Source organism: Buttiauxella sp. AC038 (genome assembly GCF_979253565.1).
The window spans coordinates 892631-914169 of record NZ_CEEDCQ010000001.1; the positions used below are offsets into that span (position 1 = coordinate 892631).

Consider the following 21539-nt stretch of genomic DNA (forward strand, 5'->3'; position numbering starts at 1 on the left):
ATTTCCTTATTTGTTTAAAAAAATACCCCACCTCGCAAGCGGGGCAGGGTATCTATCTGCAAATATGAGGCTGATTAATTAACGCATTGCGCGTTTCAGAATACGGTTACCCTGACGTTCAAACTCAGCAGCAGTTTCTTCTACGGTTTTCTGGCCATAGTCGATGTACTGCAAAGAAGTACCGAACAGGGAAACAATCTGCGGGTCATCGAAGTATGGCGATGTTGGCAGTTTGTTTGGCAGAGATTGCGCCAGTTTCAATCCGGCAACCGCTGGATCATTATCTTTGATCACGCCATCAGCAGTCAGTTGGGTTACAGCCGCTTTGCTCAACGGTACGCCGCGCTCCAGACCCAACGCTTCCACGCCCGCTTTTTCGTTCAGCAAGAAGTTAATCAGCATGGCTGCTTCTTTCGGGTGCTTGGTCGTTTTGCTGATAGAGAACATCTGCGCTGGTTTAAAGAACATACCGGCATCTGTTGCACCTGGCAGCATCGGGTAAGAACCCAGTTCGAGTTTCGCTGGTGGCTTTAGGTTATCGGAATACTTTTTAATGGTGGAGTTCCACATATAAGTACCGGCCCATTCTCCCTCAATCCACGGTTTCATCTCGTACATATTGCTCTTACCAAATGACGCATAGTATTTGGTGTCAGGCATTACGTGGCTGTCGATAAGCTTTTTGTACATACCAAAGAACTCAACCCACTGTTCTTTGGAGTAGCCGAATTGCTTTTTCGCGGTATCGATTTCAGGAATATTATATTTCTGAACCATATAAGAGCGCAGCAGAGACAGCGTATCCTGGTGCTCTAACACCACTGGGAAATACTGCTTGCCCAGTTTGGATTCAAAGGTTTTACCCGCCGCCATCAACTCATCCCAGGTTTTCGGGTATTCAACGCCCGCTTTTTTCCAGGTTTCATCGTTGAAATAGAACACACGCGCAGTCACGGAGATTGGAATGCCGTTCAGCTTGCCGTCAACGGTGGTGGTTTGCAGCTCTTTCGGGTCAAACTGAGTCAGATCCAGCTCACCTTTCACGGTGTTCAAATCGTAGAAGCCCGTGCCGGTTTTGGAGAAAATTGGCAGCCAGTTCCAGTTAGTCTGCATCACGTCAGGCTCGGTACCGCCCGCAATCTGTGTAGTCAGACGTGAAAGGTGGCCGTCCCAACCGGTGTATTCAGACTTCACCTTAATGTTTGGGTGTTCTTTCTGGAACTCTTCAACTGCTTTCAACGTAACCTGATGGCGTCCGTTGCCGCCCCACCAGGACATACGTAACTCAACATCATCTGCCGCGAACGCCGAGCCGGCAGCCATTGCTAAGGTAGAGGCAATCAGGGTACTTAATAGCACTTTTTTCATTATCATAGACTCCTGTCAGAGAGAGATGTTTTGTTCTGTTTTTGCGTCGAAAATATGACATTTTTCCATGTCAAACTTGAAATACACCTTACGGTGAAGGCCTTTCTCAATCATTGGCTTAGCTTCATCGGAAGGGATGCGGCAGGTCATTTCAAAATCAGCTACTTTCAGGTAGATGAAGAATTCGTGGCCCATATTCTCTACACGCACCATTTCACCGCTTGAATGGCTCTCAGCGAACGGTTCATCAGAGATTGAAATAAACTCAGGACGGATGCCGAAGAAGATGTCCTGATTTTTGTATTCAGCACAACGCTTCTGCTGGCGCTCGTTCAGAGCGAGGGTGTCATTACCGACGCTAATTTGCAGGCTGCCGTCTTTTTCAATCAGCTTGCTCGGGCGAATGTTCATTTCTGGCGCACCGATAAAGCCTGCCACGAACATATTTTTCGGGAAGTGATAGAGGTTATCTGGCGTATCCACCTGCATGATGTGACCCAGTTTCATCACGCAGATACGGTCGCCCATGGTCATCGCTTCTGTCTGATCGTGGGTCACGTAAACGGTAGTCGCAGGCTTGCCGCTTTTCTTGAGTTGCTTATGCAGGTCGGAGATACGAATACGCATCGACGCACGCAGCTTGGCATCAAGGTTAGATAACGGTTCGTCGAACAAGAACACGTCAGGCTTTTTCACAATCGCACGGCCAACGGCCACACGCTGTGCCTGGCCGCCTGATAACTGGCGCGGTAGGCGGTCCATCAGCTCGTCGAGCTCAAGAATTTTGGCCGCTTCATTCACCTGGGACTCGATTTGCTGTTTTGGCAGCTTGCTGAGTTTCAGGCCAAAGGCCAGGTTTTCACGCACGGTCATGTGTGGATACAGTGCATAGTTCTGGAACACCATCGCGATACCGCGAGATTTAGGGGCCAGGTTGTTCACCACGCGGTCGCCGATTCTGACTTCACCGCCACTGATCGTTTCCAAACCTGCCAGCATACGCAGGGTGGTTGATTTCGCGCAGCCAGATGGGCCGACGATAACCATAAACTCACCGTCTTCAATCTTCAGGTCGATACCATGAACCGCCTGGAAGCCGTTGGAGTAAACTTTTTGCAATTTGTTGAAAATAACTTCAGCCATGATATTCCCTCACTTAACCTTTAATTCCGCTGCTGGTCACGCCTTGTACGAAGTAGCGTTGAGCCAGGAAGAAGATGATGATCGATGGCAGAATGGAGATGCTCGCCATTGCCAGAATTTCGTTCCATGGAGCGCCTTCAGTCACGTCGATAGACATTTTGAGCGCCAGTGCAATTGGGTATTTGTCTACGCTGTACACATAAATCAGCGGCCCGATAAAGTCGTTCATAGACCACATGAACTGGAACAGGGCGACAGAGATAATGGCCGGTTTCAGAATCGGCACTACCACATACCAGAGCACCTGGAAGGAGTTACAGCCATCAATCTGTGCGGCTTCTTCCATATCGCGTGGAACGCCACGCAAGAACTGGATCAACATGAAGACAAAGAATCCCTGGGTTGCGAATGCCATTGGCAGCCACAGCGGCAGGTAGCTATTCAACATGCCCATTTCACGGAACATCAGGTATTGCGGGATTAACAGTACGGTGCTTGGCAGCAACATAGTGGTAATCAACGTCGCGAACCAAAACTTCTTGAACGGGATTTCGAAACGGGCAAAGCCGTAAGCGACAATCGTTGAAGAGATAATGGTTAGCAGTACTTTTGGAATCACATACTGCATTGTGTTCCACATATAGTGGCCAAAGGTGTACTCAGTACCGGTTTTCCAGCCGTTAACGAAGCCGTCGCTGGTTGGGTTTGACGGCCACAAACCGAGGGTTGTGAAGATCTCATGGTTCGGTTTAAACGCCGCAGAGAACATCCACACCAACGGGTATAGCATCAACAGACCGACAATAATCAGCACCACATAACGGATGGTGCGGCTGATTTTTTCACGGCGCAACGTACGCGCGATCTCTTCTTCTGCAAGGTCCGTCGCATTTTTAGCCGCTAGCTGGCTTGGTTGGATATCAGCCATTTTTGCCTCCCTTATCTGCGGAGTAGAACACCCAGTATTTCGATGACTTAAAGGCGATGGAGGCAAAGACCGCCACGACCAGGAACAGTACCCACGCCAGCGCCGCGCCATAACCCATATCGAAGTATTTGAAGGCTGTGTCGTAGATATACAGTGAGAACAAGTAGGTGTAGTGAGTCGGGCCGCCACCGGTGATGATGTACGGTGCTGTAAACTCCTGGAACGCCTGCGTGGTTTGCATGATGAAGTTGAAGAAGATAACCGGCGTAATCAAAGGCACGGTCACTTTCGTGAACATCTGCCATTTAGACGCGCCATCAATCATTGCTGCTTCATATTGTGATTGCGGAACGTTTTGCAGTGCGGCCAGGAAGATGACCATCGCCGAACCGAACTGCCATACACGCAAAAGCGTAACGGACATCAGCGCCAGAGACGGTTCACCCAGCCAGTTCACCGGGTCGAGACCGAACACACCAATAAAGCTATTCAGTAGGCCGTCGATGGCAAACAGTGCGCGCCACAAAACGGCGATGGCGACAGAGCTACCCAGAATTGACGGGATGTAATACGCAGTACGGAAGAAACCGATGCCGCGCAGTTTAAAGTTCAGAACAAATGCGATACCGAGTGCGAAAGCGAGTTTTAACGGAATGGTTAAAAACACATACGCAAAAGTGACGCCCATGGATTTCCAGAAGAGCGAATCTTCGGTCAACATGTAGCGATAGTTCTCTATACCGGTGAATACCGGCGGGTTCATCAGATCGTACTCAGTAAAACTGAGGAAGAAAGATGAAACAAACGGGAAGGCAGTAAAGACTAACAACCCTATTATGTAGGGCGAAATCCATGCCAATCCCAGCATTTTGTTTTCATTCATACATACCTACCTGGTGGTCAATGGTTTAAAAATTGTTTTGCAAAAATCGTTCTCGAAACTCATTGCCTCACCCGTGAAGCTATACGGATGGGTCGGAAAGAGGTGGGCGTGCCTGTCATATTCATTCCCTGATAATTAATTGATAAATAAAGATTAAAAATCCATGTCGTTTGTTCGTGTTCTGTATTTACATTCAGATTTCATAAACATGCGAACCATGGTTCCCGATTAGTAAAACAGCGTTTTAATTAATCCTATTACGATTTGTAACTGAGTCATTCAATTCATGATGGAAATGTGATCAAAGTCGAAACACTGTTTCGATAATGTGAAATGGACGAGGTTTTGCTCGGGATGAAAAAAGGAAGGGAGAAATTCTTAGTTTTTAAACTGCAATAGTTGGTGGTTGTTTTTCAGTTGATTCTTAGGAATAATGACCATTCATTAAAGAGAGTTACGTTTCGTTACAGAGTTAAGGGTTTGTTATCAGTGCATTACCAAATGGTAATTATGTTATTTACAGTCAGTTTTTGATATCGACAGTGACATGCACAAGGAGAAGATATACAGCCTTTCTTATGGTTTAAAACCCAACCTATTTCTCATTCTTTGGCGTAAGCGCTGCTTAATTTCCTGCTCCTGGAAGTTAGACGGGTATTTTTCTCAATAACTTAAAAACCGGCTAGTTATGTCTTCTATAGAAATGAAAACCAATCAATTAGAGAACGCGTCTCCATACCCACTTATGGCACCTCGCCATGAAGAGATCGATTTACTAGGCCTGATGTCTGCTCTTTACGCGGCAAAAAAACAGATAATTACCATTACGCTACTGTTTGCATTATGTGGACTGGCTGTCAGTTTTCTACTGCCGCAAAAATGGACTAGTGAAGCGATTATCACCCCGCCTGAAACAAGCAATCTAATTGGGCTGCGTCGTGCGTTGGTAGATATGACGGTGCTTGGCGTGGATGCGAATATTGATGCGGGTAGTCTCTATAATATGTTTTTGAAGAAATTTGATTCGCAAGAGCTGCGCGAGCAATTTCTGGCAAAATCTCCTTATGTACAGGCATTGGTGAAAAATGCTGAGGTGGATAAGAGTGCGCTATATCGCGCAATATCCAACGTTTCGGAAAAATTCAAAGCAGTAAACAATATCGATTCTAAAAAAACTGACAATGCCCCTTATTCTTCCTGGACACTAAGTTTTACCGCACCAGATGCAGAAGATGCTCAACAGGTACTGCAGAAATACGTTGAGTTTGTTGCTGCTGAAGTGAGCAAAGACGTTATCTCCAATGTAAAAAATGCTCTCGAACTCAAAGTGGCATTTGAAAAAAACAAACTGGCGCTGGACCGTACTGCGCTTGAGAACGAGCACAATGTTAACCTGGAGCGTCTGGGATATTCGTTGCAGGTAGCCAATGCTGCGGGCCTGAAAGACCCGGTATATAGCAACGGGCAGGCGGTAAAAGACGACCCTGATTACTCCGTTGCTCTTGGCGCTAAAGGGCTTACAGAAAAGCTAAAAATTGAGCAATCAATTAAAGATGTGGCTCAGTTGAATGCTTCTGTGCAAAACCGCGATCACGTTCTTACTTCCTTAGAAGCCATAAAGCTAGGCGAAATTGATTTCAAACCTTACCAATTCCAGATGCAGCCTTCATTACCACTGAAAAAAGATGGTCCAGGTAAATCCCTGATTATTGTGTTGGCGACACTGGTGGGTTTGATTGTCGCTTCGGGTATGGTGTTAGTTCGTGGTGCATTCACATCTCGTATGCATATTGATTGAGACATCTAAATTAGAATTTGTCATAAGCGGCGCCTTCTCAGGCGCCGTTTTTTTGTACCTTACTTCAGGAAATCTTCACGCATTGGGGTGAAGGTGTCCAGCAGGGTACCCGCCTTCAGGCATACGCAGCCATGCATCACATGCGGTTCTTTATATAGCGTATCACCCGCTGTAACGCGGTGAGTCTCATCACCGATAGTGAATTCAAACTCGCCAGAAAGTACGTAAGTCAACTGCTCATGTGGATGGTTATGCATCGGGCCAATTGCGCCAGCTTCAAAGTTAACCTGCACACCCATCATTTTACCGTCATGCGCCAGAATACGACGGCTCACGCCAGCACCTAAATCTTCCAGTTTGGTATCTTTAATAAAAGTGAACATTCGCGATCCTTTTTTATGTGAAACGTTGTTTCATTTAATTAATCGTATCTTGAAAAGTCCTTTTACGATAGTTCACCCCCGCGTTTTGTAAGGCAGATCACGCTTTCCTGCCAGGTAATTTCCCTGATATAACCAAAGTAATAAAAGTTAACAGGTGAAAAGTCATGAAAACAATTGGTTTGCTGGGCGGGATGAGTTGGGAGTCGACCATTCCTTATTATCGGTTAATTAATGAAGGCATTAAGGAAAAATTAGGCGGCCTACATTCAGCGAAAATTGTTCTGCATAGTGTTGATTTTCATGAGATTGAAGCTTGCCAGTCAAAAGGCGAATGGGATCTGGCGGGCGAGATGCTGGCACAAGCAGCGGTGGGGCTACAGAAAGCCGGAGCGGAAGGTATTGTGTTGTGCACCAACACGATGCACAAAGTCGCGCACCATATTGAATCGCGCTGTGGGCTGCCGTTCCTGCATATTGCTGATGCAACCGGGCGTGCGATTACTGCGCAAAATGTGCAGCGTGTTGCGTTGCTTGGCACGCGTTACACCATGGAACAAGATTTCTATCGTGGCCGCCTGAGCGCTGAATTTGGTATCGAATCTCTTATCCCTGAAGAGCCTCAACGTTTGCGTATCAACCAGATTATCTTCGAAGAGCTTTGCCTTGGGAAAATCACCGAAGAATCGAAACGCTACTATCAGCAAGTGATTGAAGAGCTACAGGGGCAGGGTGCACAAGGTGTGATTTTTGGCTGTACTGAAATCGGGTTGCTGTTAAACCAACAGGATTCCCCGCTCCCGGTCTTCGATACCGCAGCGATTCACGCGGCCGACGCGGTGAATTTCATGCTGACCGAGTAATATTTTTTTATTCATTATTTCAAATGGTTAAACGGTAAAAAAGAGTATCCTTAGCGTACGCCGGGTCGCCCCGGCGTTTTTTGTGTTATTAATTTGTTAAGCAGCGCACGCTTTTCCAAACAAGCTGCACCTCTGACATCCTCGTAATCCGGCGGTCGAACATAGTTCTCCCGCCTTTTGTTATTTCTGCAACCTGGAGTTATTCCATGCCTATTTCCTTACTCGCGCTGGCGATGAGTGCATTTGCCATCGGCACGACGGAGTTCGTTATTATGGGCCTGTTGCCCGATGTGGCAGGGGATCTGGCGATCTCTATTCCCACAGCCGGCTGGTTGATTAGTGGCTATGCGCTAGGTGTGGCGATTGGCGCACCTATCATGGCGTTGCTCACGGCAAGATTGCCGCGCAAACTCTCACTGGTACTACTGATGGTGATTTTTATTGTCGGTAACATCCTGTGTGCCTTAGCGCTGAATTACCATTTCCTGATGTTAGCTCGCGTTATTACGGCACTTTGCCACGGCGCATTCTTCGGCATTGGCGCGGTGGTAGCCGCAAGTCTGGTTGCTCCCAATCGTAAGGCCTCAGCGGTGGCACTTATGTTTACTGGTCTGACGCTTGCCAATGTGTTGGGCGTACCGATTGGCACCTGGTTTGGGCAATTGTACGGTTGGCGTTCGACGTTTTGGGGAGTGGCAATTATCGGTGTGGTCGCATTTATTGCGCTGATTGTCAGCCTGCCATCGCAGAAAGAGGAAGCGCCGACCGACCTTAAACGTGAAGTCAGCGCGCTGGCCAACGGTAAGCTGTGGCTGTCGCTTGCGATGACGGTGTTTTTCGCCGCAGCTATGTTCACCTTATTTAGCTACATTGCCCCAATGTTGTTACAGGTGACTGGTGTCACTCATCAGGGCGTAAGCTGGACGCTATTCTTGATTGGCGCGGGTTTAACGGTCGGTAATATTCTTGGTGGGCGTCTGGCAGATTGGAAAGTTTCTTTTAGCCTGATACTGAGTTTTAGCCTGATTGCTATCTTCTCTCTGCTGTTTCGCTGGACCAGCCACGGTATGTGGCTTGCGGAAATTACCTTATTCCTTTGGGCAATGGCGGCTTTTGCAACGGTTCCCGCGCTGCAAATCAACGTTGTGCTGCACGGTAAAGATGCACCGAACCTGGTTTCGACACTGAATATTGCGGCCTTTAATGTCGGGAATGCGCTCGGTGCATGGGTTGGCGGCACAGTTATTGCTCACGGTTTTGGTCTGACTGCCGTTCCGGTCGCGGCAGCAGGGCTTGCGGCTATCGGGCTTATCATTTGCCTGATTAACTTTAGCAGCGGAACGGGTCACCATCAGCCGGTGACCGAGCAGTAATTCAGGCATCGAGCAGTTGATTTAGCGGCTTGATGTAAATCTGCATACTATTTTGCAGGTGTTCGCTGAAAGCCGTGACTAGCGCAGAAGCAGGGCGGTGAAGTGGGCGAATCAGGCTCACCGTAAACGGCACCGCCACGCTAAATCGGCGGGCAACCACGCCACTTGAAGCATAATCCAGAGCGGTCAACGGATTGACCACCGATACACCCGCCCCCGCACGTACCATCGCGCAAACGGAGGCTGCACTGTGCGTTTCCATCACCATTCGTCGCTTAACGTCGTGCTCCTGAAAAAGTGAATCCAACAACTGGCGATAACTGTCGGTACGCGACAGGCTAATGTAATTCTCTCCGGCGAAATCTTGCGGTGAGAGCACTTTTTTATCGGCGAGGCGATGCCCTGCGGGTAACACGCACACTTCATTGAGCGTCAGTAACGTCTGGCGCTCCGTTCCGGCAGGCGTTGTGGTGTTTTCGGTTAACCCTAAATCATGGCGCTGGGCTGATAGCCACTCCTCTAACAGCGGTGATTCCTGCGGCACAATATTCAGACTTAATTCCGGGTAGCGTGCCAAAAAAGGTTGAACCAACATCGGTAAGAATGATTGTGAAAACACCGGCAGACAGGCTATGGAGAGCTCGCCCTGGCGGAATTCACGTAGGCTCTCAGCGGCACTCAGAATTCTGTCCAGCCCGTACCAGGATCGCTGTACTTCCTCGAATAATCGTAAACCTTGAACTGTCGGGTGCAAACGCCCGCGGCTACGTTCGAACAATTGCAGACCAATCAACTTCTCAAGTCTTGCCAGTTCGCGGCTAACGGTAGGCTGCGAGGTATGCAGTAACCCTGCGGCTTCGGTGAGGTTACCGGCGGTCATTACCGCGTGGAAAATTTCAATATGACGCAGAGTTATTGAGGGCATGATGGTCTCCTTAATCTATATCAGTTTTGCATAGACTCGGGATAAAGCGATATTTTTTCTTCATTTCACTCTGTGGCGTAATACAAAAAACGAATTGTTGCCGGAGCCAACCATGCCACGCCCACTGAATAACACCGACACTGCTTTGAATGCGCAAAACCTGCTGGCATTGCCTGCCGAATTTGGCTGTCCAGTCTGGGTTTACGATGCTGAAATTATTCGCCAGCAGATTGCTCAACTGCGTCAGTTTGATGTGATTCGCTTCGCGCAAAAAGCGTGCTCCAATATTCATATTTTGCGTCTGATGCGTGAGCAGGGCGTGAAGGTCGATTCCGTTTCGCAGGGTGAAATTGAGCGTGCGCTGGCTGCAGGTTACAAGCCATTGGAAAATCACGACGACATCGTATTCACCGCCGATATGATTGACCAGCCGACGTTACAACTGGTCGCCGAACAACAGATTCCTGTGAACGCGGGTTCCGTGGATATGCTGCAACAGCTTGGCGAGGTTTCTCCAGGTCATCGCGTCTGGTTGCGTGTCAACCCAGGCTTCGGCCATGGCCACAGCCAGAAAACCAATACCGGTGGCGAAAACAGCAAACACGGTATCTGGCACGCAGATTTACCGCAGGCACTGGAAGTTATTCAGCGCTACAAACTGCATTTGGTCGGCATCCATATGCATATTGGTTCTGGTGTGGATTACGGTCACCTTGAGCGTGTTTGTGGTGCGATGGTGCAGCAGGTGATTGATTTTGGTCAGGATCTGGAAGCGATTTCCGCAGGTGGTGGCTTGTCTATTCCGTATCGTGAAGGTGAAGAGACTATCGACACCAATCACTATTACGGACTGTGGAATGCTGCACGTGAAAAAATTGCTCAGCGTCTGGGACACCCGGTGAAACTTGAAATTGAACCTGGCCGTTTCCTGGTAGCAGAGTCAGGTGTGCTGGTGGCTCAGGTGCGTTCGGTTAAAAACATGGGCTCACGCCACTTTGTGCTGATTGATGCCGGGTTTAACGATCTCATGCGCCCGTCGATGTACGGCAGCTACCACCATATTTCTGCTTTAGCGGGTGATGGACGTGAGCTGACTCAGCTCCCGTTAGTCGAAACTGTCGTCGCCGGGCCATTATGTGAATCGGGGGATGTATTTACCCAGCAGGAAGGCGGTAAAGTGGAAACGCGTGCACTGCCGCCAGTGCAGGTGGGGGATTATCTGGTACTGCACGATACCGGGGCGTATGGCGCATCGATGTCATCCAATTACAACAGCCGCCCATTGTTGCCTGAAGTGTTATTTGATAATGGCGCGGCGCGACTGATTCGCCGCCGCCAGACTATTCAGGAATTGCTGGCACTGGAAATGTAATACGGGCCCGGGCCGACTGAATCACGTAATACCAGCTTGCCAACAAACGGTGGGATTGCTTCAAGTAACTCGCCGTTTGCCAGTTTTATGACTTGATCGATAGCCGTGGTTATCATGCTATCGATAGGCAAATAGACACTGGATAGTGCAGGTTCCAGCCACTGAGCGCTCGGTGCATCATCGAAACCAAACAACGAAATATCCTGTGGAATGCGCACGCCTGCCTGATGCAAAGCTTTCGAAGCACCCAATGCCATATCATCGTTGCAGGCAAACAGTGCGGTAAATGGTACGCGACTTTCAAGCAATTCCTGACACAGTTTATGGCCGAGTTCCATGCTTGAATCACCATATTTGACCCGCTCTTCACTAAAGGCAATACCATGCTTTTGTAGCGCTTTTCGATAACCCATCAGGCGCGCCTGGCCAGTTGGTGTGGAAATTGGCACCGTAATGCATGCAATGTCGCGATGGCCTTGCTGAACGAGATATTCGGTCGCCTGAAATGCAGCATCTTGTTGCTCGAAGAACACGCAGCGATCGCGAGCCTGGCTTACATCACGGTTAATTACGACCAGTGGCACTTTGATGCTATTGATGAGTGAAAGTAATGTACGTTCATTCATAAACCGGGTGTACAGCACAATAGCGTCGCAATGCCTGTCCACCAGCATTTGAACGGCTTCCAGCTCCTTTTGTGGCGTGTCGTGCCCATCAGTGACAATCAGCTGTTTACCCCAGGCTTCAGTCTGGCGTGAGGCTTGCTGGAGCAGGCGTCCAAAGTAGAAGCCATCAAAAGTAGACACCACCAGACCCACGCTATTACTGCTGCGATTGGCAAGGGATCGCGCCAAAAAGTTAGGCCGGTAGCCCAATTCTTCCATGGCGTTAAACACCTGTTCACGGGTGCTCTCTTTGACTTGCCCAATCCCGTTGAGCACGCGTGATACCGTTGCTTTAGAAACACCAGCGCGTAGCGCGACATCCAGCATTGTTACCATCAATTCATTCCTGATTAAGACGCTAGCTGCGTGGTCGCATGATTTCGCTAGTTTAACATGCTGTGCTTATGAAACATCGTGCTTGCGGCTTCGCTATGTCATTTGTCGTACCCGATCACGCTTTTGAATGATTCAGAATGTTTATATTAATTTGGTATACCAAATTAATTAAATTGGTTGGCATTGGAATTCCAATATAACAATGTGGGACATTTATCACGGAAATGTTAAGAAGTTGGTTCTATTTTTGGTATACCAAAAGTTCGTTAAACATCATCCTACATAATAAAAAACGACAACACAGAGGTATACCCTATGGCTTTGCAGGAAAAGTTAATCGACTCTCTGGGAAGTTTTGCCACTAAATTCAATAGCTACCGCTATATTATGGCGATCAAATCTTCCTTTATTACCCTGATGCCAGTGATCATCGTCGGGGCATTCTCAGTACTAATATCGAACATGGTGCTGGATCCCAAAAACGGTCTAGCCAGTTTTTCCGCGCTGTCGTTTCTCGCACAACTAAAGCCGATTACCGCGGCGATAAACTACGCCACGCTTAACTTTTTGAACATTGGTGCGGTGTTCCTGATTGGTATCGAATTGGGCCGGATCAACGGTATTAAAAGTCTGTTCCCGGGCTTGCTGGCGGTGATCTGCTTTATCTGTGTTACGCCGACCACCATCGAGATGATGGTCGACGGGCAGATGCACATGGTGAAAGACATTCTGGCACGCCAGTTTTCTGATACCCGCAGCCTGTTCCTTGGCATGTTTATCGCCATTTTGTCGGTTGAAATTTACTGCTGGCTAGAAAAAGGGAAGGGCTGAAGATCAAAATGCCTGACACCGTTCCACCAAACGTTTCGGCCTCTTTCTCAGCACTCATCCCGTCGATCATTACCGTTACCGCTATAGCGACCTTTGGTTTTATCTTCCATCAAACTACCGGCATGTATTTGTATGACGCGGTCTATCAGGTGGTGCAACAGCCGCTGGAAAAAGTGGTGCAAAGCCTGCCGGGGATTTTGCTGTTGATGTTTGTGGCGCAGCTTTTCTGGGTTATCGGAATTCACGGTAACCAGATGATTAAGCCTATCCGCGAGCCACTACTGCTGGGGGCGATTACCGTCAACATGAGTGCGTTTGAGCAGGGTAAAGAGATTCCTAATATCATCACAATGCCTTTCTGGGATGTGTATATGAGCATTGGTGGTTCTGGCTTAACCATCGGCCTGCTGATTGCGGTGATGATTGCGACAAAAAGAAAAGAAATGAAAGAGATAGCCAAACTCTCTTTTGGCCCTGGTATCTTCAATATTAACGAGCCAGTGATTTTTGGTATGCCGATTATGCTTAATCCTATTTTGGCCATTCCCTTCATCATTACGCCACTGGTTACCGGCACTATCGGTTACTTCGCAACCGCCATGGGCTTTGCCGGTAAAGCCGTTGTGATGGTGCCGTGGACCACGCCGCCGCTGATCAACGCCTGGCTTTCGACCGCGGGTTCTATGGGCGCGGTGGTCACGCAATTGGGCTGCATTCTGGTTTCCATTCTGATTTACCTGCCATTTGTGAAAATTGCTTCTCGCCGTGCCGAACAGGCGCAACTGCTGGCCGAACAGCAACAAATTGCCAATAACGCGTGAGGAAGGTATGAGCAACGTAAAAATCACCATCCCAGAAGATTTCATCCTTGGCGCTGCGGCATCGGCCTGGCAAACCGAAGGCTGGAGCGGCAAGAAAGAGGGGCAGGATTCGTGGCTGGATGCCTGGTATAAAAACGACAGGCATGTCTGGCATGAAGGCTATGGTCCGGCGGTCGCCACGGATTTTATTAATCGTTATCGCGAAGATGTGGCGTTGATGAAACAGGCGGGGTTGACGCATTACCGCACCTCCATCAACTGGTCACGCTTTTTCACTGATTATGAAAATGGCGTTGTTGATGAAGAGTATGCGCAGTACTACGACAATCTGATCGACGAAATGCGCCGCACCGGCATTGAGCCGATGATCTGTCTCGAACACTACGAACTGCCTGCCACATTGTTTGAAACTTACGGTGGGTGGGCATCGAAGAAAGTCGTCGATTTGTATGTGTTATACGCGGAGAAAGTTTTTGCCCGTTATGCCCACAAGGTGAATCGCTGGTTCACCTTTAATGAGCCGATTGTGGTGCAAACTCGTGTTTATCTTGATGCATTGCGCTGGCCATATGAGCAGAACACTCATAAATGGATGCAGTGGAATCACCATAAAAACCTCGCCACAGCAAAAGTTGTGAAATTGTTCCGCGAGAAAGGATATAGCGGCACCGTGGGGTGCATTCTTAATCCCGAAGTCACTTACGCACGTTCCAGTGCCGCCCATGATCAGCAAGCCGCGCAAATTTACGATCTGTTCTACAACCGCGTATTCCTCGACCCTCTGGTGAATGGTGAATATCCACAGCAGTTGATTGAGCTGCTTGAAAAACACAATGTGCAATGGGATTACACAGAACAAGAACTCGCGATCATCCGCGAAAATACCGTTGATGAATTGGGGATTAACTTGTACTACCCACATCGGGTAAAAGCACCATCGAGAGCCTGGAACCCGGAGACGCCATTCCATCCGGCTTGTTATTATGAGCCGTTTGAGTTGCCGGGGCGGCGGATGAATAAATCGCGTGGCTGGGAAATTTACCCACGCATTGTTTATGACATGGCGATGCGCATTAAAACCGAATATCACAATATTCCGTGGTTTGTCGCAGAAAGCGGAATGGGTACAGAAAATGAAGCGCAGTTCCGCAACGCCGACGGTGTGATTGAAGATGATTATCGGATTGCGTTTATCAGTGAACACTTGTACCAGACGCTGCGCGCCCGTGAAGATGGGGCAAATTGCCAGGGTTATATGCTGTGGGCATTCACAGATAATGTTTCGCCAATGAATGCATTCAAAAACCGTTACGGTTTGATTGAAATTAATCTGCAAAACAACCGTGAGCGGCGCGCAAAAAAATCAGCTCATTGGTATCGGTCAGTCAGCGAATCTCGAACGTTACAGCTCAACCTTGATGATGAATGGAAATAATATTTCAGATGAATAGTTTGATAAGCTAATGGGTATTAATCAGCGGCAGGACACTATGCCGCTTTTTTAGCAAATACATAGGTAACATTGTGGATAAGCTCGTACTTTCGCCAGAAAAAAAACAATACCAGGAAATTGGTGAGGATCTGCGCGCGCAAATAATACAGGGATTGTATCCGGTCGGCTCGCGTTTACCGCCGGAACGAAATATTGCTGAGACTTACGGAGTTAGCCGCACCATCGTCCGTGAAGCGCTGCTCATGCTTGAACTGCAAGGTACGGTCGATATTCGACAGGGATCGGGAGTGTATGTCACCCGTGTTCCTGCAGAAAACGAAGCGGAAGAAGAAGCCTTTTTCAGTAGCGATATTGGCCCATTTGAAATGCTCCAGGCCCGCCAGTTGCTGGAAAGCAATATCGCGGCGTTCGCCGCCAAAATGGCAACTAAAGCTGATATCGACAATCTCAAGCGTATTCTTGAACAAGAGCAGCGTGCCATTGCGATTAATGACCTGGGCCAGGACAACTGCAAAATGTTTCATCTGGTGTTGGCAGGCGCTTCGCAAAACCAGATGCTACTGGCGACGGTTGAAAGTATCTGGCGTCATATGGACAGCAGCCCAATGTGGCAGCAACTACGCGCGCATATCGATTCCCGCAGTTATCGCTTGAAATGGCTTGGTGACTTACAAACTATTCTGGCCGCACTTCGCCGCCGGGACGTGATGGGGTCTTGGCAGGCAATGTGGCAGCATCTTGAGAACGTGAAAAACAGTCTGCTTGAACAGTCTGATTCTGACGCCCCCGATTTTGATGGTTATTTGTTCGAGTCCGTTCCTATCTTCCAGGGAAAACTGATGTGAAAATTGTGCCACTTTACGTCGTGCCGCAACATGAACAGCAAGTCACCGACTGGCTGTGGCAGGCGTTTGGCACTCCCGATAGCCGGGACTTTTTCGCCTCGATTATCACGACCAGCCAGCGGGAAGGTGAAATGCCGCTGACGTTTGTTGCCGTAGAAGGTGAGAAACTGGTTGGCACTGTGGGATTATGGCGCTGCGACCTGATTAGCCGCCAGGATCTTTATCCATGGCTGGCTGCACTTTACATTGATGAAAACCAGCGCGGACATGGCTTAGGGGCAAAACTGCAACAACACGTTATCGAACATGCCCGTGAGTTAGGTTACCCGCAACTTTATCTCTACTCAGCCTGTAAAGGCTATTACGAACGCTTTGGCTGGCAGTTCATTGGCGATGGCCTGGACTACCCAAATACGCCCGTCCATCTGTACCAATTCACTCTCTGAAAATCATTCGCCTGAATACGCAATGACTGAATGACGGCGTACAAGTGTTGGGCTAAACATATGAGTGATTTCCGGTAATTCACGTTTTTCAGCCAGCGCCAGTGCCAGTTCCGCAGCTTGTGCTGCCATAGTGATTATCGGATAACGCACTGTCGTCAGACGTGGACGCACATAGCGCGAGATCAGCACATCATCGAAACCAATCAACGAAATCTCTTTTGGTACATCAATCCCGTTGTCGTTTAGAACGCCCATCGCACCTGCGGCCATAGAATCGTTATAACAGGCGACGGCACTGAAATGTTTCCCACGGCCTAATAATTCGGTCATGGCCTGTTCACCGCCACTTTCATCCGGCTCTCCGTAAGTCACTAAGCGATCATTCACCGTCAAGCCGTGCTCCGTTAGCGCATCGTAGTAACCCTGGAGCCGGTCATCAGCATCGGAAATCTGGTGGTTGGAACACAGATAACCAATTTTGGTATGGCCTTGCTGAATCAGATGTCGTGTCGCGAGCCACGCGCCATAGCGATCGTCCAGCGCCACACAACGCTGCTCAAAACCTGGCAAGATGCGGTTAATTACCACCATCCCAGGCATCTGCTTCATTAGTGAAATCAATTCACTATCAGGAATCATCTTCGCGTGAACCACTAATGCCGCACAACGATGGCGAATGAGTTGTTCAATGGCCTGGCGCTCTTTTTGTTCGTTGTGATAACCGTTGCCGATCAACAAAAAATTACCGGTGCGGTAAGCAACTTGTTCGACTGCTTTTACCATTGCGCCAAAGAAAGGGTCGGACACATCACCAACGATAAGGCCAATAGTTTCAGTAGTTTGCTGTGCCAGCGCACGGGCATTGGCGTTAGGGTGATAATTTAGCTCTTCCATCGCGCAGGTGACTGCCTGCCGTGATGCATCGCTGGCTTTTGGTGAATCATTAATGACACGAGACACAGTGGCGACAGAAACGCCTGCCAGTCTTGCTACATCCTTTATTGTCGCCATCGTAAATATTCCTTGGTGGGTAAACGCTTACACAACTTTAAGTGTTACGGAAAAGACGCGTCACTTCAAGGTCGCAACTGTATTCCTCGTCGCAAACCTATGCAAAATGGGGGCGTTTTTAGTGTAATCGTTACACTTAGCGAACACGGGAATTCAAGCGCAGCGGCAGACAGAGGCATGTTCTGGATTTTTAATGATTTCAGACTAAATCTTTGCTTACAGTTTGCAGCGTGCTGTTGCTATTTCGCCATGGCGAAAAGTATTCAGCCACTGCTACATTTGAAGTCCCAGAGGTATTGATAGGTGATGTCAGCATCTAATGCTGATCACATGATTTACACCAACCTGCGCGGATGCGCAGGTTTTTTTGCCCAAAATTTGCCTGCCTGTAACAAGACGCGATGTTTTAAACACCTGGTTGCACTTTCCGCTAATTCTCTTGCTTTTTCTCGCTGGTGACACTGACTGGACTGAGCCACAATTCAGATCCCAGAGGTATTGATTGGTGAGAATTCTAGTTACGTTGTTAAGTACAATTCTTTTGCACCAACCTGCGCAGATGCGCAGGTTTTTTTGCCTTTTTTTCAGACTCTACACACGTTCCGACTCTCGCTCCTATGCAGTTAGTCATGTAATCTGCCGCTACACTTAATTGCCTGCGGTTCATTAATGACAAAGGGAGTTGCTATGCTATTTGGTTTTTTCCGTACGCTTTTTCGTATTCTGTTCAGGGTGCGACTTCATGGCGATCAACAACTTCTTTCCCAATCACGCGTTCTGATTGTCCCCAATCACGTCTCTTTTATTGACGGAATTTTACTGGCGTTGTTTTTACCGGGGCGCCCGGTTTTTGCTGTGTACTCATCGATTAGCCAGCAGTGGTATATGCGTTGGTTAAAATCGCTAATTGATTTTGTGCCGCTTGACCCAACAAAACCGATGTCGATTAAGCATCTGGTTCGCCTGATTGAGCAGGGCAGGCCGGTTGTCATCTTCCCGGAAGGGCGCATCACGGTGAGTGGCTCATTGATGAAAATTTATGAGGGCGCAGGGTTTGTTGCCGCTAAATCTAATGCGACTGTTATCCCTATTCGCATTGACGGTGCTGAACTGACATTTTTCAGCCGCCTGAAAGGGTTGGTCAAACGCCGCTTATTCCCGCGCATTAATCTGCACATTCTGCCACCTACTTCAGTTGCGATGCCTGATGCGCCGCGTGCCCGCGACCGCCGCAAAATGGCTGGTGAGATGCTTCATCAAATTATGATGGAAGCGCGTATGGCAGTGCGCCCTCGGGAAACATTGTACGAGGCGCTGCTTTCCGCGCAGTACCGCTATGGTGACCGTAAAAACTGTATCGAAGACATTAATTTCAAACCTGATACTTATCGTAGCCTGCTGACCAAAACGCTGTTTGTTGGACGCATCCTGAATAAATACAGTGCGCCGGGCGAAACCATCGGGCTGATGTTGCCGAATGCGGCAATAACCGCAGCTGTGATTTTTGGTGCTTCATCGCGCGGCCGGATTCCTGCCATGATGAACTACACAGCAGGCGTGAAAGGGTTGACCAGCGCGATTACGGCAGCACAGCTCAAAACGATTTTCACTTCGCGCCAGTTCCTCGACAAAGGCAAGTTATGGCACCTTCCAGAGCAGCTCACGCAGGTGCGTTGGGTGTTCCTGGAAGATTTAAAAGCTGATGTGACGCTTAGCGATAAGCTATGGATATTCGGCCATTTATTCGTGCCGCATCTAGCACAAGTTAAACAGCAGCCAGAAGATGCTGCGATGGTGCTGTTCACTTCCGGCTCCGAAGGGAACCCAAAAGGTGTCGTGCATAGCCACAAAAGTTTGCTGGCAAACGTTGAGCAAATTCGCACTATTGCCGATTTCACCGCCAATGACCGCTTTATGTCAGCGCTGCCGCTATTCCACTCTTTTGGTCTGACGGTAGGTTTGTTCACACCGCTACTCACCGGCGCGGAAGTATTTCTTTACCCAAGCCCGCTGCACTACCGCATTGTGCCGGAACTGGTATATGACCGTAACTGTACCGTGCTGTTTGGCACTTCTACGTTTCTTGGCAACTATGCTCGTTTTGCTAATCCATATGATTTCTACCGTCTGCGATATGTCGTGGCGGGGGCGGAAAAACTTCAGGAAAGCACCAAACAAATCTGGCAGGACAAATTCGGCCTGCGCATTCTTGAAGGCTACGGCGTAACTGAGTGCGCACCAGTGGTTTCCATCAACGTTCCAATGGCGGCGAAAGTCGGGACTGTGGGGCGAATTCTCCCGGCGATGGATGCCCGTCTGATGGCGGTTCCTGGTATCGAAGATGGTGGTCGGCTGCAACTGAAAGGGCCGAACATCATGAAAGGTTATCTGCGTGTGGAAAATCCTGGCGTGCTGGAAGCACCGAGTGCTGAAAACGCACTGGGTGAAGTTGAACCTGGTTGGTACGACACGGGTGATATCGTCAAATTTGATGAAAACGGTTTTTGTGTGATTCAGGGACGAGCAAAACGCTTTGCAAAAATTGCCGGTGAAATGGTTTCGCTGGAAATGGTGGAGCAACTGGCACTCGGCGTTTCCCCAGAAAAAATGCATGCAACCGTTATCAAAATGGATGCAGCAAAGGGTGAGGCACTGGTGATGTTCACCACTGATAACGAACTTAACCGCGAAAAACTGCTGCAATATGCTCGCGCTAATGGTGTGCCAGAGCTGGCTATTCCGCGCGATATTCGCTTCCTGAAACAGTTGCCTGTGTTAGGTAGCGGTAAACCCGATTACGTAAGCCTGAAAGCGCTGGTAGACCAGCCGGAGACACAGAATGCATGATAATGCCGTGAACGATACCTCAATCTGGTCCAGAGGTATGATGGCAGTTACCGGCGCGCAGTTTCTATCGGCGTTTGGTGATAACGCACTGCTGTTTGCCACGCTTGCGGTGCTGAAACAACAGTTTTACCCCGACTGGAGCCAGCCTGTTTTGCAGATGGTGTTTGTCGGTGCGTACATTCTGTTTGCTCCGTTTGTCGGCCAGATAGCTGATAGCTTTGCCAAAGGGCGGGTGATGATGTTCGCCAACAGTCTCAAGCTGATGGGTGCGGCGATTATCTGCTTTGGCTTCAACCCGTTTGTCGGCTATACGCTGGTGGGCGTGGGGGCGGCTGCTTATTCACCAGCTAAATATGGCATTCTCGGTGAACTAACCACCGGCGATCGTCTGGTGAAGGCTAATGGCCTGATGGAATCTTCGACCATTGCCGCAATCTTGCTAGGTTCAATGGCTGGCGGTGTGCTGGCCGACTGGCATATCGTGGCGGCACTTAGCGTGTGCGTACTGGTGTACGCGGGCGCGGTTGTTGCCAACCTATTCATCCCCAAACTTGCTCCTGCGCGTCCTGGGCAGTCATGGCGCTTTACACCGATGACGCGCAGTTTCTTCACGGCGTGTCGCTCACTTTGGCACAATGGTGAAACTCGTTTCTCACTAGTTGGCACCAGTTTGTTCTGGGGTGCAGGTGTAACACTGCGCTTCTTACTGGTGTTGTGGGTACCAGTGGCGCTGGGTATTACCGATAACGCGACGCCAACGTATCTGAATGCGATGGTGGCGGTGGGGATTGTCGTGGGGGCCGGTGCGGCGGCGAAACTGGTGACGCTTAAAACTGTAGCGCGTTGTATGCCTGCCGGTATTTTGATTGGCGTTGGCGTACTGTTCTTCGCCATGCAAACCGCATTGCTGCCGTCTTATATGCTGCTGGTGCTGATTGGTATTATGGGTGGTTTCTTTGTTGTGCCGCTGAACGCATTGCTTCAGGAACGAGGGAAACATTCGGTTGGTGCGGGGAATGCTATTGCAGTGCAGAACCTCGGTGAAAATACCGCGATGTTACTGATGCTCGGGTTGTATTCGCTGGCGGTTAAAACTGGCGCATCGATAGTCGGCATAGGCATTGGTTTTGGCGCAGTGTTTGCGCTGGCTATTGCTGGATTATGGGTTTGGCAGATGCGTCAGAAATAGATTTTCTCCTCCCTATTTAAATAGGTGATTAATATATAGCCAGGAGAAGGAGAAAATCAGAG

General features: G+C 49.0%; 17 protein-coding genes and 1 pseudogene. 10 read left to right on the top strand and 8 right to left on the bottom strand.

Annotated features, from left to right (window positions below; genetic code table 11):
* Positions 1-78 precede the first annotated feature (78 nt).
* From AC0IXI_RS04195 to AC0IXI_RS04210, 4 genes are read right to left on the bottom strand one after another with little or no spacing between them, the layout of a single operon-like run.
* The gene (locus AC0IXI_RS04195) at positions 79-1368 is read right to left on the bottom strand and encodes an ABC transporter substrate-binding protein (RefSeq protein WP_134184518.1); all 1290 of its coding nucleotides are present in this window, start codon (positions 1366-1368) and stop codon (positions 79-81) included.
* Between the two features lie 15 nt (positions 1369-1383).
* Entirely contained in the window at positions 1384-2511 is a 1128-nt protein-coding gene (locus AC0IXI_RS04200) for an ABC transporter ATP-binding protein (protein WP_134184516.1), read from the bottom strand.
* A gap of 13 nt (positions 2512-2524) precedes the next feature.
* A complete protein-coding gene (locus tag AC0IXI_RS04205; protein WP_064513487.1) occupies positions 2525-3439 on the bottom strand; it encodes a carbohydrate ABC transporter permease in 915 nt (304 codons plus the stop codon).
* Positions 3432-4322, bottom strand: a complete 891-nt coding sequence (locus AC0IXI_RS04210; protein WP_064513485.1) for a carbohydrate ABC transporter permease — start codon at positions 4320-4322, stop codon at positions 3432-3434. Before AC0IXI_RS04210 ends, AC0IXI_RS04205 begins: the two co-directional genes overlap by 8 nt.
* Before the next feature lie 688 nt (positions 4323-5010).
* Here AC0IXI_RS04210 and wzz(fepE) point away from each other — a divergent pair.
* A complete protein-coding gene (wzz(fepE), locus tag AC0IXI_RS04215; protein ID WP_134184514.1) occupies positions 5011-6120 on the top strand; it encodes an LPS O-antigen length regulator Wzz(fepE) in 1110 nt (369 codons plus the stop codon).
* A 59-nt stretch (positions 6121-6179) separates the two neighbouring features.
* Here wzz(fepE) and AC0IXI_RS04220 read toward each other — a convergent pair whose 3' ends face one another.
* Positions 6180-6503, bottom strand: a complete 324-nt coding sequence (locus AC0IXI_RS04220; protein ID WP_064513482.1) for a cupin domain-containing protein — start codon at positions 6501-6503, stop codon at positions 6180-6182.
* Between the two features lie 164 nt (positions 6504-6667).
* Here AC0IXI_RS04220 and AC0IXI_RS04225 point away from each other — a divergent pair, with 164 nt between their 5' ends.
* Together AC0IXI_RS04225 and AC0IXI_RS04230 are read left to right on the top strand one after the other, a co-directional pair.
* Positions 6668-7363: an aspartate/glutamate racemase gene (locus AC0IXI_RS04225; RefSeq protein ID WP_471681970.1), complete on the top strand. Its 696-nt coding sequence runs from the start codon at positions 6668-6670 to the stop codon at positions 7361-7363.
* A 206-nt stretch (positions 7364-7569) separates the two neighbouring features.
* Positions 7570-8736, top strand: coding sequence for an MFS transporter (locus AC0IXI_RS04230; RefSeq protein WP_064513478.1), 1167 nt, complete (start codon positions 7570-7572; stop codon positions 8734-8736).
* A 1-nt stretch (position 8737) separates the two neighbouring features.
* Here the strand turns inward: AC0IXI_RS04230 and AC0IXI_RS04235 are convergent, their stop codons facing one another.
* Complete coding sequence (locus tag AC0IXI_RS04235) at positions 8738-9661, bottom strand: LysR family transcriptional regulator (protein WP_471681971.1); 924 nt, start codon at positions 9659-9661, stop codon at positions 8738-8740.
* Between the two features lie 112 nt (positions 9662-9773).
* Here AC0IXI_RS04235 and lysA point away from each other — a divergent pair, with 112 nt between their 5' ends.
* Positions 9774-11033 carry a diaminopimelate decarboxylase gene (gene lysA / locus AC0IXI_RS04240; protein WP_134184508.1) on the top strand — a complete coding sequence of 420 codons (1260 nt, stop codon included), beginning with the start codon at positions 9774-9776 and terminating at the stop codon, positions 11031-11033.
* On the opposite strand, the gene AC0IXI_RS04245 is transcribed toward lysA, so the two are convergent.
* The gene (locus AC0IXI_RS04245) at positions 11006-12034 is read right to left on the bottom strand and encodes a LacI family DNA-binding transcriptional regulator (RefSeq protein ID WP_134184506.1); all 1029 of its coding nucleotides are present in this window, start codon (positions 12032-12034) and stop codon (positions 11006-11008) included. The genes lysA and AC0IXI_RS04245 overlap by 28 nt on opposite strands.
* A gap of 315 nt (positions 12035-12349) precedes the next feature.
* Between AC0IXI_RS04245 and AC0IXI_RS04250 the strand changes: the two are divergent.
* From AC0IXI_RS04250 to AC0IXI_RS04265, 4 genes and pseudogenes are all read left to right on the top strand, one after another.
* Positions 12350-13686: pseudogene (locus tag AC0IXI_RS04250) on the top strand (PTS sugar transporter subunit IIC).
* A gap of 7 nt (positions 13687-13693) precedes the next feature.
* A complete protein-coding gene (locus AC0IXI_RS04255) occupies positions 13694-15121 on the top strand; it encodes a glycoside hydrolase family 1 protein (RefSeq protein WP_422569063.1) in 1428 nt (475 codons plus the stop codon).
* 89 nt (positions 15122-15210) lie between these two features.
* Positions 15211-15984 carry a GntR family transcriptional regulator gene (locus tag AC0IXI_RS04260; protein WP_134184500.1) on the top strand — a complete coding sequence of 258 codons (774 nt, stop codon included), beginning with the start codon at positions 15211-15213 and terminating at the stop codon, positions 15982-15984.
* Positions 15981-16430: a GNAT family N-acetyltransferase gene (locus AC0IXI_RS04265; RefSeq protein ID WP_413499307.1), complete on the top strand. Its 450-nt coding sequence runs from the start codon at positions 15981-15983 to the stop codon at positions 16428-16430. Before AC0IXI_RS04260 ends, AC0IXI_RS04265 begins: the two co-directional genes overlap by 4 nt.
* Positions 16431-16433: 3 nt before the next feature.
* Here AC0IXI_RS04265 and galR read toward each other — a convergent pair whose 3' ends face one another.
* A complete protein-coding gene (galR, locus tag AC0IXI_RS04270; protein ID WP_413499306.1) occupies positions 16434-17441 on the bottom strand; it encodes an HTH-type transcriptional regulator GalR in 1008 nt (335 codons plus the stop codon).
* Positions 17442-18128: 687 nt separating this feature from the next.
* Here galR and aas point away from each other — a divergent pair.
* Positions 18129-20288 carry a bifunctional acyl-ACP--phospholipid O-acyltransferase/long-chain-fatty-acid--ACP ligase gene (gene aas, locus AC0IXI_RS04275; protein WP_413499305.1) on the top strand — a complete coding sequence of 720 codons (2160 nt, stop codon included), beginning with the start codon at positions 18129-18131 and terminating at the stop codon, positions 20286-20288.
* The gene (gene lplT / locus AC0IXI_RS04280; RefSeq protein WP_413499304.1) at positions 20281-21477 is read left to right on the top strand and encodes a lysophospholipid transporter LplT; all 1197 of its coding nucleotides are present in this window, start codon (positions 20281-20283) and stop codon (positions 21475-21477) included. The genes aas and lplT overlap by 8 nt, the downstream gene beginning before the upstream one ends.
* Positions 21478-21539 lie beyond the last annotated feature (62 nt).